This window comes from Mangrovimonas sp. YM274 (assembly GCF_030908385.1).
Lineage (GTDB): Bacteria > Bacteroidota > Bacteroidia > Flavobacteriales > Flavobacteriaceae > Mangrovimonas_A.
In genome coordinates this window covers 542,990-559,642 of record NZ_CP133091.1, presented here as the reverse complement: position 1 = coordinate 559,642, position 16,653 = coordinate 542,990, and the positions used below count along the sequence as shown (strand labels likewise).

The 16,653-nt window shown below is 39.3% G+C and carries 13 protein-coding genes; 8 read left to right on the top strand and 5 right to left on the bottom strand.

Annotated elements, in window-relative coordinates; all coding sequences use genetic code 11:
- Positions 1-6 precede the first annotated feature (6 nt).
- Together panD and panC are read right to left on the bottom strand one after the other, a co-directional pair.
- Positions 7-357 carry an aspartate 1-decarboxylase gene (gene panD, locus RBH95_RS02455; RefSeq protein ID WP_307901155.1) on the bottom strand — a complete coding sequence of 117 codons (351 nt, stop codon included), beginning with the start codon at positions 355-357 and terminating at the stop codon, positions 7-9.
- A gap of 12 nt (positions 358-369) precedes the next feature.
- A complete protein-coding gene (gene panC / locus RBH95_RS02450) occupies positions 370-1,218 on the bottom strand; it encodes a pantoate--beta-alanine ligase (RefSeq protein ID WP_307901154.1) in 849 nt (282 codons plus the stop codon).
- A 112-nt stretch (positions 1,219-1,330) separates the two neighbouring features.
- Here panC and RBH95_RS02445 point away from each other — a divergent pair, with 112 nt between their 5' ends.
- From RBH95_RS02445 to RBH95_RS02415, 7 genes are all read left to right on the top strand, one after another.
- Positions 1,331-2,140: a glycogen/starch synthase gene (locus tag RBH95_RS02445; RefSeq protein ID WP_307901153.1), complete on the top strand. Its 810-nt coding sequence runs from the start codon at positions 1,331-1,333 to the stop codon at positions 2,138-2,140.
- Positions 2,141-2,150: 10 nt separating this feature from the next.
- A complete protein-coding gene (locus tag RBH95_RS02440; RefSeq protein WP_307901152.1) occupies positions 2,151-3,866 on the top strand; it encodes a DUF4270 domain-containing protein in 1,716 nt (571 codons plus the stop codon).
- Positions 3,867-3,872: 6 nt separating this feature from the next.
- Positions 3,873-5,720, top strand: a complete 1,848-nt coding sequence (glmS, locus tag RBH95_RS02435; RefSeq protein WP_307901151.1) for a glutamine--fructose-6-phosphate transaminase (isomerizing) — start codon at positions 3,873-3,875, stop codon at positions 5,718-5,720.
- Between the two features lie 203 nt (positions 5,721-5,923).
- Positions 5,924-8,704: a TonB-dependent receptor domain-containing protein gene (locus RBH95_RS02430; protein ID WP_307901150.1), complete on the top strand. Its 2,781-nt coding sequence runs from the start codon at positions 5,924-5,926 to the stop codon at positions 8,702-8,704.
- Positions 8,705-8,724: 20 nt separating this feature from the next.
- Positions 8,725-10,329: an SGNH/GDSL hydrolase family protein gene (locus RBH95_RS02425; protein WP_307901149.1), complete on the top strand. Its 1,605-nt coding sequence runs from the start codon at positions 8,725-8,727 to the stop codon at positions 10,327-10,329.
- Positions 10,330-10,531: 202 nt separating this feature from the next.
- On the top strand, positions 10,532-12,040 hold the full coding sequence (gene atpD / locus RBH95_RS02420; protein ID WP_307901148.1) for a F0F1 ATP synthase subunit beta: 1,509 nt from the start codon (positions 10,532-10,534) through the stop codon (positions 12,038-12,040).
- 14 nt (positions 12,041-12,054) lie between these two features.
- Positions 12,055-12,351, top strand: coding sequence for a F0F1 ATP synthase subunit epsilon (locus RBH95_RS02415; RefSeq protein WP_307901147.1), 297 nt, complete (start codon positions 12,055-12,057; stop codon positions 12,349-12,351).
- A gap of 76 nt (positions 12,352-12,427) precedes the next feature.
- On the opposite strand, the gene RBH95_RS02410 is transcribed toward RBH95_RS02415, so the two are convergent.
- The 3 genes from RBH95_RS02410 to RBH95_RS02400 all read right to left on the bottom strand — a co-directional run bounded on the left by RBH95_RS02410 (position 12,428) and on the right by RBH95_RS02400 (position 14,721).
- A complete protein-coding gene (locus RBH95_RS02410; protein ID WP_053976844.1) occupies positions 12,428-12,634 on the bottom strand; it encodes a helix-turn-helix transcriptional regulator in 207 nt (68 codons plus the stop codon).
- Positions 12,635-12,636: 2 nt separating this feature from the next.
- Complete coding sequence (locus RBH95_RS02405; RefSeq protein WP_307901146.1) at positions 12,637-13,152, bottom strand: DUF2975 domain-containing protein; 516 nt, start codon at positions 13,150-13,152, stop codon at positions 12,637-12,639.
- A 78-nt stretch (positions 13,153-13,230) separates the two neighbouring features.
- Positions 13,231-14,721 carry a PLP-dependent aminotransferase family protein gene (locus RBH95_RS02400; RefSeq protein WP_307901145.1) on the bottom strand — a complete coding sequence of 497 codons (1,491 nt, stop codon included), beginning with the start codon at positions 14,719-14,721 and terminating at the stop codon, positions 13,231-13,233.
- Positions 14,722-14,791: 70 nt separating this feature from the next.
- Here RBH95_RS02400 and RBH95_RS02395 point away from each other — a divergent pair, with 70 nt between their 5' ends.
- On the top strand, positions 14,792-16,612 hold the full coding sequence (locus RBH95_RS02395) for a TonB-dependent siderophore receptor (protein ID WP_307901144.1): 1,821 nt from the start codon (positions 14,792-14,794) through the stop codon (positions 16,610-16,612).
- Positions 16,613-16,653 lie beyond the last annotated feature (41 nt).

Sequence of the window (16,653 nt, the reverse complement as noted above, 5' to 3'; positions counted from 1 at the left end):
CGGGATTTAGTTTAACAAGTTATTAGCTTCGTTGGGAAACACCAATGCGGGCTTGAAGGTCTTAGCCTCTTCAATATCCATAAAGGCATAAGTGATCAAAATCAACGTATCACCAACAGCCACCTTACGAGCAGCTGCTCCATTTAAGGTAATTTCACCACTGTTACGAGGTCCAGGAATTACATAAGTTTCCAATCGCTCGCCGTTATCGTTATTCACAATCTGAACTTTCTCTCCTTGAATAATATTAGCGGCATCCATAAGATCTTCGTCAATGGTAATACTACCAATGTAATTAAGATCTGCACCTGTACATTTAACTCTATGAATCTTAGATTTTACTACTTGAATTTGCATGAGGCAAAAATATTAATTTAAAGCAATGTTATCTATAAGCCTAACATCACCCGCATATACAGCGATAAAACCGCGATATGAATTTGTATTAGTTTTTTCTGTAATCGTCTTTAGGGTTTGCTCATCTGCAATAATGAAATATTCCAGTTCCAATAATTCATTAGACGCAAATTCGTTTTCAACCCATTCGGTAACTGCCTTAGCACTTTCTGTGCCAAACTTCTTTTTGGCAGTCTGCAGCGTTTTGTAGATAAAGGGCGCAGCCTCTCTGTGAGCAGGTGTCAATCGAATGTTTCTAGAGCTCATTGCCAAACCATCAGCTTCCCTGTAAATGGGACAACCTATAACATTTACTGGAATCTCGTATTTCTCAACCAACTTTTTAATGATCATCAACTGCTGAAAATCCTTTTCTCCAAAATAAGCTTTATCGGGCTGTCCAATTTCAAACAAACGTTTTACAATGGTTCCAACTCCGTCAAAATGTCCGTTCCTAAAACGCCCTTCCATTTCGTGCTCCAATCCATCGTAAGAAAAAGCGGTTGAAGTCACCTCGGTTCCATAGATATCCTCCACAGAAGGCGCAAATACCATGATATCCTCACTAAGTTCCTTCAAACACTCAACATCCGTTTCCAGCATTCTTGGATATTTTTCAAGATCTTCCGGATTATTAAATTGGGTAGGGTTCACGAAAATGCTGACCACTACGGCATCATTTTCGTCCATTGCCTGCTTGGTTAAGGACAGGTGTCCTTGATGCAGAGCTCCCATGGTAGGCACCAATCCAATGCTTCTTCCTTGGGATTTTAATTCTTCGACAGTGCTTTTTAACTCACTGGATTTGTAATAAATTCTCACGTGACAACAAAACATTAACAGCGTGCAAAACTAATATTTTACTGGCAATCTGCATAAAATTTTGTAATTTTGCATGTTTTTTATTTCTAATTTACTAAATCGAACCTATTTTATGAAAGATAAGCGAATATTGTATGTGTCTTCCGAAGTTGTACCATATTTACCAGAAACAGAGATCTCATCAATGTCATTTGAAGCTCCCAAAATGGTAAACAAACAAGGAGGCCAGATACGAATATTTATGCCTAGGTATGGTAACATTAATGAAAGAAGACACCAATTACACGAAGTAATACGCCTTTCAGGTATCAACCTAGTGATTAACGATTTAGACATGCCATTGATTATCAAAGTGGCCTCTATCCCTAAAGAACGTATCCAGGTTTATTTTATTGACAACGAAGAATATTTCAAGCGAAAAGCGACCTTGACAGACGAGGAAGGAAAGTTATTTCCAGACAACGACGAACGCGCTATATTTTTTGCAAAAGGGGTGATTGAAACCGTTAAAAAACTCAATTGGTCACCAGACATCATTCACGTAAATGGATGGATGGCTTCTTTGCTTCCGCTATATTTAAAAGAGTTTTATAAGAACGAACCTCTTTTCAATGAAAGTAAAATTGTAACTTCGGTATACAATCAAAGCTTCGATGGAACGTTAGATAGTGAAATGATCAATAAAATAAAGTTTGACAATATCGATGAAGGTCTGGTTAAAGCTTTAGAAACACCTAATTACAACAACATCATGAAAGTGGCCATAGACCACTCTGACGCGTTGATTCAAGGTTCTGAAAGCATCCCAGACGAATTGACAGAATATTTAAAAGCTTCCGGCAAACCCGTACTCGACTACTATGCTCCAGATGAATTTATGGAGCCATATACAGAGTTTTACACTACCGAAGTATTAAAATAGAAGCGCTTACATGAAAAAGAAAACAATTGCCCTAAAAAACATTGCGGTACTGGCAGTACTATCGTTGGCTGCTATTGGCTGTAATGAGGATTTTTCAACTCTGGATTCGGATCTTATCAATAGCGATAACAATTCCCATTTTAATTCAGAAACAAGCCTATACGATGTAATTACCTACAATAGAGCTTTAGGAGGAGAAGGAGATCAATTTAGACCGGTTCAAACCAACAATTTACCTTCCTCCCTTTTAGGGATTTATGACGATCCTACTTATGGTCGTACCACGGCAAGTTTTGTAACCCAATTAGCGCAATCCACCTCTGACCCTAGCTTTGGTGAAGGCACCCAAATTGACTCTGTAGTTATGACCATTCCTTACTTCAGCAATGTCACCGGTATTGCTGACGAAGGAGGGAACACCTATGAATTGGATTCTATCTTTGGAGATGGACACATTAAACTATCACTTTTTGAAAGCAATTATTTCTTGAGAGGTTTTGATCCCAGCTCCGAGTTTGATGAGAGCCAACGCTATTATTCCAATAAGGCTACCTCCTTAACCGAAATGATTGATCCTGCCACTTTGGAAGGCACACCGATTACGGAAGTACCTAGCTTAACCGAACCTCCAACACTTGACAACTTCAGACCTAGTGAAGGACAAATAGTACTTACGCAACCCTCAGAAGTTGAAGAAGGTCAGGAACCTGAAAACGAAGTTAGCGAGCGTTTGGCTCCAGCCTTAAGAGTAAAATTAAATCCTAGTTATTGGCACCAAAAAATAATTGCAAAGGAAGGGGATCCTGTATTGAGTAATTCAAACAATTTCAACGATTACTTTAGAGGTATTTATTTTAAGGTAGAAGCTATTGGTGATTCCGGAAATATGTCCATGCTCAACTTGTCTTCCTCCTCAGCAAACATTACAATTTATTATACCAAAGACCCTAGTGTTGAAGATGGAGATAGAATAGAAGCTACTTACACCCTAACCTTTACCGGCAATAGTGTAAACTTTTTCGACAATGCATTCAACCTTCCTTTAATGGATGGTAATGAATTGGATGGAGACGAAAAATTATATCTTAAAGGCGGACAAGGTTCCATGGCCATTGTAAAATTGTTTGACGGTGAAAATATTGATGAAAACCCAGAAAACACAAATACCTTCGAAAATTTCAAAAACTTCTTTGCCCAAACAGACGAAGACGGAAACTTTGTTAAGAGAAAACGATTGATTAATGAGGCTAATCTTGTTTTTTATGTAGATCAATCCCAGGTAAATGGCCAAGAACCGGATCGTATCTATCTTTACGACATCGATAATGAGAGATACCTAGCCGATTACTTGGGAGACATCCCTAGTACAACTTCCCCTCTTTATTCTAGAACAAACCACTTAGGCAAACTGGAACGCGTCAATGACGAAGTCACAGGTGAAGGTGTCAAGTATAAATTAAGAATTACGGAACACGTAAAAAGCCTCATAGAAAACGACTCTACAAATGTAAAATTAGGTTTGGTAGTGTCCACCAATGTAAATTTGGAAATCAACAATAGCACTGGTGCTGCCACTAAACAGGCCAAAATATTAACCCAAGATGATGTGAAAGTCCCTGTAAGTTCCATCCTATCCCCTAGAGGAACGGTTCTTTACGGAAACAATACAGCGGACGAGGAGAAGAAGGTATATTTAGAAATTTTTTACACGGAACCAGAAAATTAAACAATTATGTGCGGCATTGTAGGGTACATTGGGCATCGTGACGCCCATCCCATCATTATAAAAGGACTTAAGCGACTAGAATATAGAGGGTATGACAGTGCGGGAATCGCACTTTTTGATAATTGCGAGATCAAACTTTCCAAGACAAAAGGAAAAGTAACTGACCTAGAAGATCGGATCAGTAAAGAAATAACAACAGAAGGAACCTTAGGAATAGGCCACACGCGTTGGGCAACCCATGGAGTTCCCAACGATATCAATTCACATCCTCATCTTTCTAACTCAGGGAATTTGGTAATCATTCATAATGGAATTATTGAAAACTATGAATCCTTAAAGAAAGAATTGATTCAAAGAGGGTTTACATTCAAATCAGATACCGATACCGAAGTATTGGTCAACCTGATTGAGGATGTCATGCAAAAAGAAAACCTAAAGCTTGGCAAAGCGGTTCAAGTTGCTTTAAATCAAGTCATCGGTGCTTATGCCATTGCAGTTTTTGACAAGACCAAACCTAATGAAATTGTCGTTGCTAGATTGGGAAGCCCATTAGCCATTGGTATTGGTGAAGGAGAATTCTTTATTGCCAGTGATGCGTCTCCTTTCCTAGAATACACCAAAAATGCGGTATATCTTGAAGATGAGGAGATGGCTATTATCCGTCGTGACAAGGACATCAAAATTCGAAAAATCTACGACGACACCAAAGTAGATCCTTATATTCAACAGTTACAACTAAACCTTGAGCAAATTGAAAAAGGAGGTTACCCTCATTTCATGCTTAAGGAAATATACGAGCAGCCAAGCGCTATCTTGGACACCTTTAGAGGGCGCTTGCTAACTGACCAAGCCATTATAAAAATGGCTGGTGTAGAGGACAACATGAAAAAATTCCTCAATGCAGAAAGAATTATAATTGTAGCCTGCGGAACATCATGGCATGCAGGTTTAGTTGCCGAATATATTTTTGAAGATTTGGCAAGAATTCCTGTTGAAGTTGAATATGCTTCGGAATTCAGATATAGAAATCCTATCATTACTGAGAAAGATATCGTGATTGCTATTTCACAATCCGGTGAAACAGCAGACACCTTGGCAGCCATCAAATTGGCAAAATCCAAGGGCGCCTTTGTATTTGGAGTTTGCAATGTAGTAGGATCTTCCATCGCTAGAGAAACCGATGCGGGAGCGTACACTCATGCAGGACCTGAAATTGGGGTGGCATCCACTAAAGCATTTACCACTCAAATTACTGTACTGTCCTTGATAGCCCTGAGATTGGCAAGAGCTAAAGGTACCATTTCTAGTTCCGACTTCCGTCATCATTTAATTGAATTGGAACTCATTCCTGAAAAAGTACAAAAGGCATTGGAGTCTGATGAAATTGTTAAAAAAATTGCAGATATCTACAAAGATTCCAAAAACTGCCTTTACCTAGGAAGAGGATACAATTTCCCTGTTGCATTGGAAGGCGCTCTGAAACTTAAAGAGATTTCGTACATACATGCAGAGGGCTACCCTGCAGCGGAAATGAAGCACGGTCCAATTGCCTTGATAGATGAAAACATGCCAATTGTTGTTATTGCTACCAAAAAAGGACATTATGAAAAAGTGGTAAGTAACATACAAGAAATTAAATCAAGAAAAGGAAAAATCATAGGAATTGTAATGGAGGGTGACGAGAGTGTTAAGGAATTGGCTGATCACGTCATTGAAGTTCCTGAAACTTTAGAGTCTTTATCACCGTTATTAACCACTATTCCACTTCAATTACTATCGTACCATATAGCCGTAATGCTAGGAAAAAATGTGGATCAACCACGAAATTTAGCAAAATCGGTGACCGTGGAATAACAAAAACATCTAGGTTAAACCTAAAAAACCTCTAAGAATGCAATATGAATTTAGCATTTTTAGAGGTTTTTTTTATCTATTTACCATTATCTGATATGCTTTTTTGCTAAAAATTACTATGCACGCATAGTTTTCTAACAATTCCTCATTGAAAGTTCTCCAAGATTATATATATTGCCACCACTAATAACTAATTCTTAATAATGAAAACACTCCCTAAGATTCTCATGCTGCTTTTTTGTGCCTTTTCGTTTGCACAAACAACCGTATCAGGAAAAATTACCGACCAAAATGGACAACCACTCCCTGGAGCGAACATCATCGCCATTGGTTCCTCCGAAGGTACCATATCAGATTTTGATGGTAATTATTCCTTTGTTGTGAATCAACAACCTCCATTTAGCATCCAAGTGAGTAGCGTTGGATTTCAAAGTGTCACTAAAGAAGTTACTACCAACCCTCAAACCATAGACATTATTTTAACCGAAGGAACAGAACTGGATGAAATAGTCATTTCTGCCTCAAGAACACCAGAACGTATTTTTGAATCCCCTGTAACGGTAGAGCGCTTCGGTTTGAAAGAAATTAAAAACACAGCTTCTGCCGATTTCTATGACGGTCTTGAAAACTTAAAAGGTGTGGATATCAACACCAACAGTTTAACTTTTAAAGCCATTAATACGAGAGGTTTTGCCACTTTCTCCAATACCCGATTCATGCAGTTGGTGGACGGAATGGACAACTCTACTCCTGCCCTTAACTTCCCAATCGGAAATTTGGTTGGGATGAACGAAACCGATATTCAAAGTGTAGAATTATTACCGGGAGCTGCTTCCGCATTATACGGGGCCAACGCCTTTAATGGTATTTTGTTCATGCGCAGTAAAAATCCATTTGACCACCAAGGCATTAGTGGGTATTACAAACAAGGAATCACTTCTCAGGATGCCGCTGGAGATAACACCTACCGTGATGCAGGAATTAGAGCAGCCTACAAATTCAGTGACAAATTTGCTGCAAAGGTGAATTTTGGTTGGTTAAAAGGTACTGATTGGGTTGCCAACAACTACGAAGGGAAACCAGGTACTGGAGCCACTAGAGAAAGCGTTGGTTATGACGGATATAATATTTATGGAGATGAAGTTTCTACAAATATCAGAGATGTTGCCATTGCCTTGGTTGGATTAGGTATCCTTCCAAGTGGAGCAGAAGCTTTGGTGCCTTCGGTAGATGTAAGTAGAACTGGATATGAAGAACGTGACCTTACTAATTATAATGCAGAAAGCATCAAGGCCGATTGGGGATTGTATTTCAGACCTATGGCTGATGATTTTGAAATTGCCTATGTTGGTAAAGTTGGAACAGGTTCAACTATTTATCAAGGGACTAATAGATATACCATTGACAACTTCTTCCAACAACAACACAAATTGGAAGTTCGCAACAACAACTTCTTTGTAAGAGGTTATGTAGTATCCGATAAAGCTGGAGATTCTTACGATATGGTTTTCACGGGAATCAATATTAACAGAGCGTGGAAAGACGATCAAACTTGGTTTGGAGAATATACTGGAACCTATGTACAGGCCACCTTGGCTGGAGCTACCAATGAACAAGCCCATGCCATTGCACGTGCTCAAGCCGATACAGGCAGATATGAACCAGGGTCTCCTGAATTCCAAGCGGCCTTCAACAGAAGTATCAGCGATCCAAACTTAAGTACTGGATCAAAATTTCAGGATGCTTCCAAATATTACCATGCAGATGCCAACTATAACTTTACTCATTTATGGGATGTTGTAGAAATTCAAGTTGGAGGTTCTTACAGACAATACAACTTAAATTCTTTTGGAACTATCTATACCGACTATGACGGAGCCATTGATTATTCTGAGTTTGGGGTTTATACGCAAATGCAGAAACTTTTCAAATTCAATAACGATATGTCCTTAAAATTAACAGGGTCCATTCGCTATGACAAATCAGAATTCTTTGACGGCTTTCTATCTCCAAGGTTATCGGCAGGGTTAACACTACACGAAGACCATAACATTCGTGCCTCCGTACAAACAGGATTCAGAAACCCAACTACACAGGATTTATTCATTGGATTGGATGCCGGACGCGCTGTTTTGGTGGGTGCCGCCCCAGACAATTTAGACCGTTACTCTAGAGATTATGCCATTAGTGCTTCAGGACAATTATTAGGGCAACCTTCCAATATTACGCAAACAGGAGCGGCAGCCTATAACAACTCTTACTCAGCATCTTCAGTACAAGCCTTTGGACAAGCCGGTAATCCTGCCCTATTGGAAATAGGAAATCCAGACTTAGTAAAACCAGAACGTGTTACTTCCTTTGAAGTTGGCTACCGTGGTAAATTGGAAAAGAACATTATCGACTTAAGTGTTTACTACAATCGATATAAAGACTTTATTTCAAATGAAAATGTAGTGGCGCCTCTTTATGGAGAAGTTGGTGACAACGGACTTTCCATTGCAGCCATTGCAAATGGTGATTACAATGTATACCAAACCTATACCAATTCAGAAGCTGATGTGAATTCTTATGGAGGTTCTCTTGGGATTTCTACCAAAATATTTGGTGATTTCGATTTAGGAGGAAGCTATACTTACACCAAACAAGATTTTGATCAAGCAGCCTATCCAGATTTCAGAACCAATTTCAACACTCCAGAGCACAAGGTAAAGGCCTCTTTTGGACACACAGATTTATTCAAAAACTTTGGATTTAATCTAGCTTGGAGATGGAGCGATGACTACTACTGGCAAGCAACTTTTGGTGACGGCGCTATTCCAGCATACCACACCTTAGATGCTCAAGTTAATTATAGAGTACCTTCCATTAAATCCAGTTTCAAAGCAGGAGCCACCAACCTATTGGGCGATGAGTACTTTACTGCCATTGGTACAGGATACATAGGATCTATGTACTACGTTTCATGGACCATCAATAACCTATAAAAATTACCAAACATTTTAATATGAATACAAAATATATATGGTTGCTCGCCATCTCCTTAGGATTCATGGCCTGCGACAGTGACGACACAATAGCGCCTTCTACAGAACCCCTACCGGAATTAACCGCGGGAGAAGCCGACTTTTCAAATTACGTTTCTTTAGGAAACTCATTAACCTCTGGTTATACCGATGGAGCCCTATTTATAGCCTCTCAAGAGAACTCCTTCCCGAACATTTTGGCCTCGCAATTCAGTTTGGCAGGTGGCGGAAGTTTCACCCAACCTTTAATGAACGACAATTACGGTGGTTTGGCCCTAGCAGGCAACCGTATTGCCTCCCCAAGATTGGTGTTTGGCGGGGCTGGACCCGTACCTTTAGAGTCGGTGATTGGGCCAGTAACCGTCACTACGGATATTGCTACCAACAATCCAACTGGTCCTTTCAACAATATGGGAGTTCCAGGGGCAAAAAGTTTTCACCTTTTGGCTCCGGGTTATGGAAATTTAGCCAACCTTTCAGCAGGATTGGCGAATCCTTATTTTGTAAGAATGACGGGAGCCACTCCAGATGCAAGTGTTATTGAAATGGCCATGGCTCAAAACCCATCCTTCTTTACTATGTGGATTGGAAACAATGATGTTTTGGGATATGCTTTAAGTGGTGCCGATGGGTCCTCACCTATCACAGACCAGGCAACCTTTGATTATGCCATCTCTACGTTGGTGACCACATTAACCTCAGGAGGAGCCAAAGGGGTGGTTGCAAACATTCCGGACATCACAACAATTCCTCATTTCACAACTGTTCCTTACAATCCGCTGGATCCTTCCAACCCTGATTTCGGGCCACAAATTCCGACCTTGAATGCTATTTTTGGTGCTTTAAACCAAGTTTACGTAGCTATTGGTGCTTCTGAAAGAGCCATTGTGTTTTCAGAAACAGAAGCAAGTGCCGTAGTGATTAAGGACGAAAGCTTAGAAGATATTTCATCTACTATCACGGGAGCCTTAATGGCCAGCCCAACTTTCCCTGCATTCATAGGCCAATTTGGACTTCCGGAGGAAGCAGCTCCATTGGTAGCCGCCTTATTAGGACAAACCTACGGACAGACAAGACAAGCCAACGAAAATGATTTATTTGTGTTGACCAGTAGTACTGTAATTGGCACAGTGAATACCTCTTATGCCGGAGCTTTAATGGCGCAAGGATTACCTCAAGCTTTAGCTGGACAGTTTTCAATAGAGGGGATCACCTTACCTTTGGAAGACAAATGGGTATTGATTCCAACAGAGCAAACCGAAATAGCAACTGCCACCAATAGTTTTAACGCCACCATTCAAACGGCGGCCTCTTCTGCCGGCTTGGCAATGGTTGATGCCAACGCTATGTTACATCAATTGGCCAACGGCGGTTTAACAGACGGCGATTTTACCTTAAACGCCAATTTGGTAACTGGAGGCGCTATGTCCTTGGATGGCGTGCACCTAACCTCTAGAGGTTATGCAGCAATAGCAAATGCCTTCCTAAAGGCCATTGACCAAACTTACGGATCTAACTTTGAAGCTTCCGGAAATTTAGTTGATATAGGAAACTTCCCAACAAACTACGCTCCTACACTTCAATAATATAGCTAAGAATTTTCATAAAAAACGCCTACTTGTCTCAGGATTGCAAGTAGGCGTTTTTTTATCCCGAAAAACCTAAAAAAATGGCTTTATTATTAAATTAAAAAAATATATCTTTGCAGCGCAAAAAACGGGGAGCTCACATTTGTGCCTTATCCTTGTTTTTCAGTATTAAAATATCTAAACATTAAACATATAAGTAATGTCAAAAGTTACAGGTAAAGTTGCACAGATTGTAGGACCGGTTATCGATGTTGAATTCGGTGCTGATTCAGAACTTCCAAAAATTTACGATTCGTTAGAGATTAAGAGACCTGATGGTTCCACTCTTGTTCTAGAAGTACAGTCTCACATTGGTGAAGATACTGTTAGAACAATTGCGATGGATTCATCTGATGGTTTGAGCAGAGGGACAGAAGTTATCGCTACTGGTGCTCCTATCCAAATGCCAATTGGAGATGATGTTTACGGACGTTTGTTTAATGTAATTGGAGATGCTATCGACGGTCTTGGTGATTTGCCAAAAGCTGGAACATCTGGTTTGCCAATTCACAGAGAGGCTCCAAAATTTGAAGATTTATCAACTTCTACTGAAGTATTATTTACAGGGATTAAAGTAATCGACTTGATTGAGCCTTACGCAAAAGGAGGTAAAATTGGATTATTTGGTGGTGCCGGTGTAGGTAAAACAGTATTGATTCAGGAGTTGATTAACAATATTGCAAAAGGTCACGGTGGTTTATCAGTATTTGCTGGTGTAGGTGAAAGAACTCGTGAAGGAAATGACCTTTTGAGAGAGATGTTAGAGTCTGGAATTATCCGTTACGGTGAAGACTTCATGCACTCTATGGAAGATGGTGGATGGGATTTATCTAAAGTAGATAAGTCTAAAATGAAAGAATCTAAAGCAACTTTCGTATTCGGACAGATGAACGAGCCACCAGGAGCACGTGCACGTGTTGCTTTGTCTGGTTTAACAATTGCTGAGTACTTCCGTGATGGCGCTGGCGATGGACAAGGAAAAGATGTATTGTTCTTCGTAGATAACATCTTCCGTTTTACACAAGCTGGTTCTGAGGTATCTGCACTTCTTGGACGTATGCCATCTGCGGTAGGTTACCAACCAACATTGGCAACTGAAATGGGTGCGATGCAAGAGCGTATTACTTCTACCAAAAAAGGATCTATTACATCTGTACAGGCGGTTTACGTACCTGCGGATGACTTAACTGACCCGGCACCTGCAACAACGTTTGCCCACTTGGATGCTACAACGGTATTGTCTCGTAAAATTGCTGAGCTTGGTATCTACCCTGCGGTAGACCCATTAGATTCTACTTCTAGAATTCTTACTGCTGAAATTTTAGGAAATGAGCACTACAACTGTGCACAACGTGTAAAAGAGTTATTGCAACGCTATAAAGAATTACAAGACATTATCGCCATCCTTGGTATGGAAGAATTGTCTGAAGAAGATAAATTGGCTGTATCTCGCGCAAGACGTGTACAACGTTTCTTGTCTCAGCCTTTCCACGTAGCAGAACAGTTTACTGGAATTCCTGGAGTATTGGTAGATATTAAAGAAACTATCAAAGGGTTTAACATGATTATGGACGGTGAATTGGATCACTTACCAGAAGCAGCGTTCAACCTTAAAGGAACTATCGAGGAAGCTATCGAAGCTGGAGAAAAAATGCTTGCTGAAGCTTAATAAAACACTAAACTATGTATTTAGAAATAGTATCGCCAGAAGCTACATTGTTCAGTTCAGAAGTGGACTCAGTAGTGTTGCCTGGAGTTGATGGTGAATTCCAAATGTTGCAAAACCACGCGCCTATTATCTCGTTGTTGCAACAAGGCATCATCAAAATCCATACGCACACCAAAAGTCAACCTGGATTTAAGGAATTGCCTGCCGAAATCATCCCTTTACATACAGATGATAAGGTCTTGACCTTAAAAATAGATTCTGGAACTGTTGAAATGAAAGACAATAAAGTAATCATTCTTGTTGAAAAATAAGATTCAGAAACTTAAATATAAAAAAGCCAAACAGTATTGTTTGGCTTTTTTGCTTTTATGACTCAGTTCATAAAATTTAATCCTCCACATACTCCAAAATATCGCCTGGTTGACAATCGAGTTCTCTGCAAATGGCTTCCAAAGTCGAAAACCGAATTGCCTTGGCTTTGCCAGTTTTTAAAATTGAAAGATTAGCCGTGGTAATCCCAATAGCCTCTGCAAGCTCATTACTTTTCATTTTACGCTTGGCCAACATCACATCTACATTCACAATAATCCCCATCCCTAAACTGTTAATTCATTTTCCTCTTTAGCAGCTTTGGCTATTTTAAACAACTCACTTAAAACCATAAAAAACAATCCAATACATATAATAGGAATAAAAGAACTGGCAGTTGTAGAAGATACAAACTCTATTCTCCTTTTTACAATTGCTGAAAACAATAATAGCGGAACTACAGAAACCATACCACTCATCACAAAAAGCTTTCCTATAATACTAAAGTTCTTTATAACATACCCATCAAAAGGCTTTAATAATTTAAAATAGTACAAAACCTTATCAAATAGATAAACAGCCCTAACAAACATGGCAAAGGAAACTATTGCCAAAAAAGCCAAAATGTATTCTACATATGTAGAGCCATAAGTTCCAATAGGATCGCCATGTACCTTGATAAAAAAGTCAGCATTTCCAGTGTATAAAAAATTGATATACGCAATTATAAGTAATACCAAGGTTAACGCCCCAAAAAACCATAAATACCAAATTAAGGTCTTTAAAATATTCAATTTTCTCATTCAGTCAATTCTTTCAAACAAACTTATACAAAATTATCGTTTTTCAATAATTTTTAACCGTAAAAAGATAAAATATAGTTAAACCACCTCATCATAGGCCCTTTTCAATTGTTCCACAACAAATTGAATTTCTTCTTGATTTAGATGCCCAAAGCCGAACCTAATGGCACAAGTTTCTACATCTTGATACAAAATGGTTTTTGGCAAAAACAAATCATGCTTTTCAGCTTGTTCGGATAATTTTACCAAAGAAATTTTGGATTTGAATTCCAACCAAATGGCCAAACCTCCTGTTGGAATCTCATAAGAAATGCCATCCTTAAAATGAATCTTCAACAAATTACACAAACAATCACGCCGTTGTTTATAAACAATGACATTCTTTTTAATCAATCGGTACATTTCCCCTTCACTAATCAATTCCGAAAGCATTTGCTCCTGAATTAAATCACCTTGACGATCCAATAATTGCAAATAGTTTTTTGCCTCCAAAATCAAGTTCTCAGGAGCTACTACAAAGCCTGTTTGAAAACTAGGGAACAAGGACTGCCCCAATTTCCCCAAATAAATCACCAAGCCATTGGCATCGGCGCTAGCCATAGGTAACATGGCAGAGCCTTCAAATTGGAAATCGTAATCATAATCATCCTCGATAATTGCAAACTGATATTCTTTGGCCAACTCCAAAAGCTTTAAACGACGCTCTGCACTCAAAGTTTTAGTGGTTGGATAGTGTCGATGAGCACACACATATACACAGCGAATACTTCGTTTTATAAAATGAGTCCTAATATAATCTACGTCCAAACCATATTCGTCCACAGGAATTGTCCTTATAACAGCACCGGCCTGCTGAAAAATCATGTTGGAAGCATAATTACTCAACTGCCCTACCAACACCAGATCCCCTTGATTCATCAAAAGCTGAGAAACGATGTACAGGCTCATTTCGGTACTTCGGGTACTCAACAAATTGTTTGGTTGAATATGGAATCCCCTAGTTGCATTTAAATAATTACACAATTGGGTTTCAAATAATGAAGCCGACAATTCACTTGTATGATTCCATTTTGCGATTAAGGACTTCCGCTTCATAGCCGCACTGTACCATCTTGTAAATTGATGGACGGGATGCAGCCTCAAATCAGGTTGCCCGTCATTAATGGTGTATTTCGCATTGGTTTCCTGAGCCGTGGATGCCAAATGAAACGACTGTTGAAATGGAAACCCAGTTGTTTTTGAATAGTTATAAACCTGGTCAATTTGCTGCGCCGAAGCTTTAATGGGAGCCGTTCGTTGTTCTGGTAACAATACAAAGGTTCCTTTATTGGGAAGAATCTCTACCCAACCCTGCGAGGCCAATTCGTCATAAACCGCTACAGCCGTATTCCTATGGATACCGAAAATTTGACTAAAACTTCGCGTTCCAGGCAATGCCGTTCCTTTGGAAAGATACCCCCTCTGAATGGCATTGATAATTTGTTGTGCTATTTGAATATAAACAGCTGTTGAACTTGATTTTTCAAAAAAAATCAGCTGTTTTAAGAGGTCATTAACCGGACTATTCATAGTTTTAAAACTGGACTAGTTTACTCGTCCGGAAAGTTACGACTTTTGCAGTCTTAAATTACATCATTTCATGAAAACCAAATTATTGTCATCAGCATTGATATTGTCAACCTTTATGGCAACTGCCCAAGTGGAACCTGTAAAAATGGATTCCCTAGACGAAGTCATCATTACCTCTACGCGTATTGACCTTCCCTTTAAAGAAAACTCAAGAACCATTACTGTAATCACCTCAAGAGACATTAAAGAAAGCCCCGCCACCAATCTTCCCGATTTATTACAACAAGTAGCCGGAGTGGATGTTCGTCGTCGTGGAACTTTTGGTTCCCAAGCAGACCTTTATATTCGTGGAGGCAGTTTTGACCAGACCTTGTTGTTAATTGATGGTATTAAATTGGAAGATGCCCAAACGGGGCACCATAGTATGAACTTGGCCTTGCCCCTAGAAGTAATTGAACGCATCGAAATCATCAAAGGGCCTGCCGCTAGAGTATTTGGCCAAAATGCCTTTACCGGAGCAGTCAATATCGTTACCAAAAAATCTATGGACAACCGAGTAGATTTAGGGGTGCAAGCAGGCTCTTTCGGACAAAAAAATGCTTCGGTAACAGTAGGCAGCGAACTTAACAATACCTCACACATCATTCACTATTCAAGAAATACGTCTGAAGGCTATCGCCATAACACCGATTATGACAACCAAAATTACTTTTTGAAAAGCAGCTTCAATAAAAACCATATGCCAATCGATTTAATTGCCACATTCCAAGAACGTGATTTTGGCGCCAACGGATTTTATGCCTCCCCTTCGGCAATTAATCAATATGAAGAAACTCAAGCTAGTTTGGTTGGCCTATCCTCTACTTACAGAAATAATAGCCTAACTCTTAAACCTAGATTGTATTGGAGACGCAACCAAGACATGTACTTATATACAAGAACCAATCCTGAAGGCTACCGAAACTTACACCAAACCAATAAAATTGCTGCGGAACTTCACGGTTCTTATAACACCAAGATTGGAACTACCGGTTTTGGAGTGGATTTAGCTCAAATCTACCTCTCAAGTAACAATCTTGGAAAGCGTGATCGTTTTATGACCAACTTATTTTTGGAGCATCGTTTCAAATTTTTCAACAACAAATTTGACGTGACTCCTGGAGTGGCAGTAACCTATTTTTCCGATTTCAAATTCCATGCATTTCCTGGGGTAGATGTAGGGTATTCTGTTTCCGAGCAATTAAAGCTATATGGAAACATTGGGTATACTTACCGTATTCCAACCTACACCGATTTGTACTACAGCGACCCAACAACTTTAGGAAATGACCAATTGGATCCTGAAGAGGCCATTGCAGAGGAGATAGGGATTAAATTCCTAGGAAAATCCATCAATGCCTCTGTGGCGTTCTTTAACAGAGATTCCCAAAAACTTATTGATTATGTTAAAGTAAACGAAGACGATCTTTGGCAAGCAGAGAATATCCGAGATTTGAACACCAAAGGTTTTGAAGCTAACCTCAACTATCATTTTGAGATTTCAGGACTCACACAACACATCGACCTTGGCTATACCTTTATAGAAGATGAAATTAAAGATTTGGATATCGACTATTCAAGATATTCTATCAACTCTTTGAAACATCAAGTAACAGCAACCTATCGAGGTCATTTCTTTAAAATAGTTCAGCCTAGTTTGGCCTATAAATACGCCGAACGCACCTCCGGACAAGCCTATACTGTCTTTGATGTAGGACTTACAGTGAGTATTCAACAATTGGACTTGTCTTTTTACGCCAACAACATTTTCAATGAAAAATATTACGAAACTAACTTAGTACCAATGCCTAAAGGCAATGTACTGTTCGGGGCAACTTATCATTTCAATTAAGGATCAAAGCAAGTTTTCAACAATAGCAAAAGTATGAATAT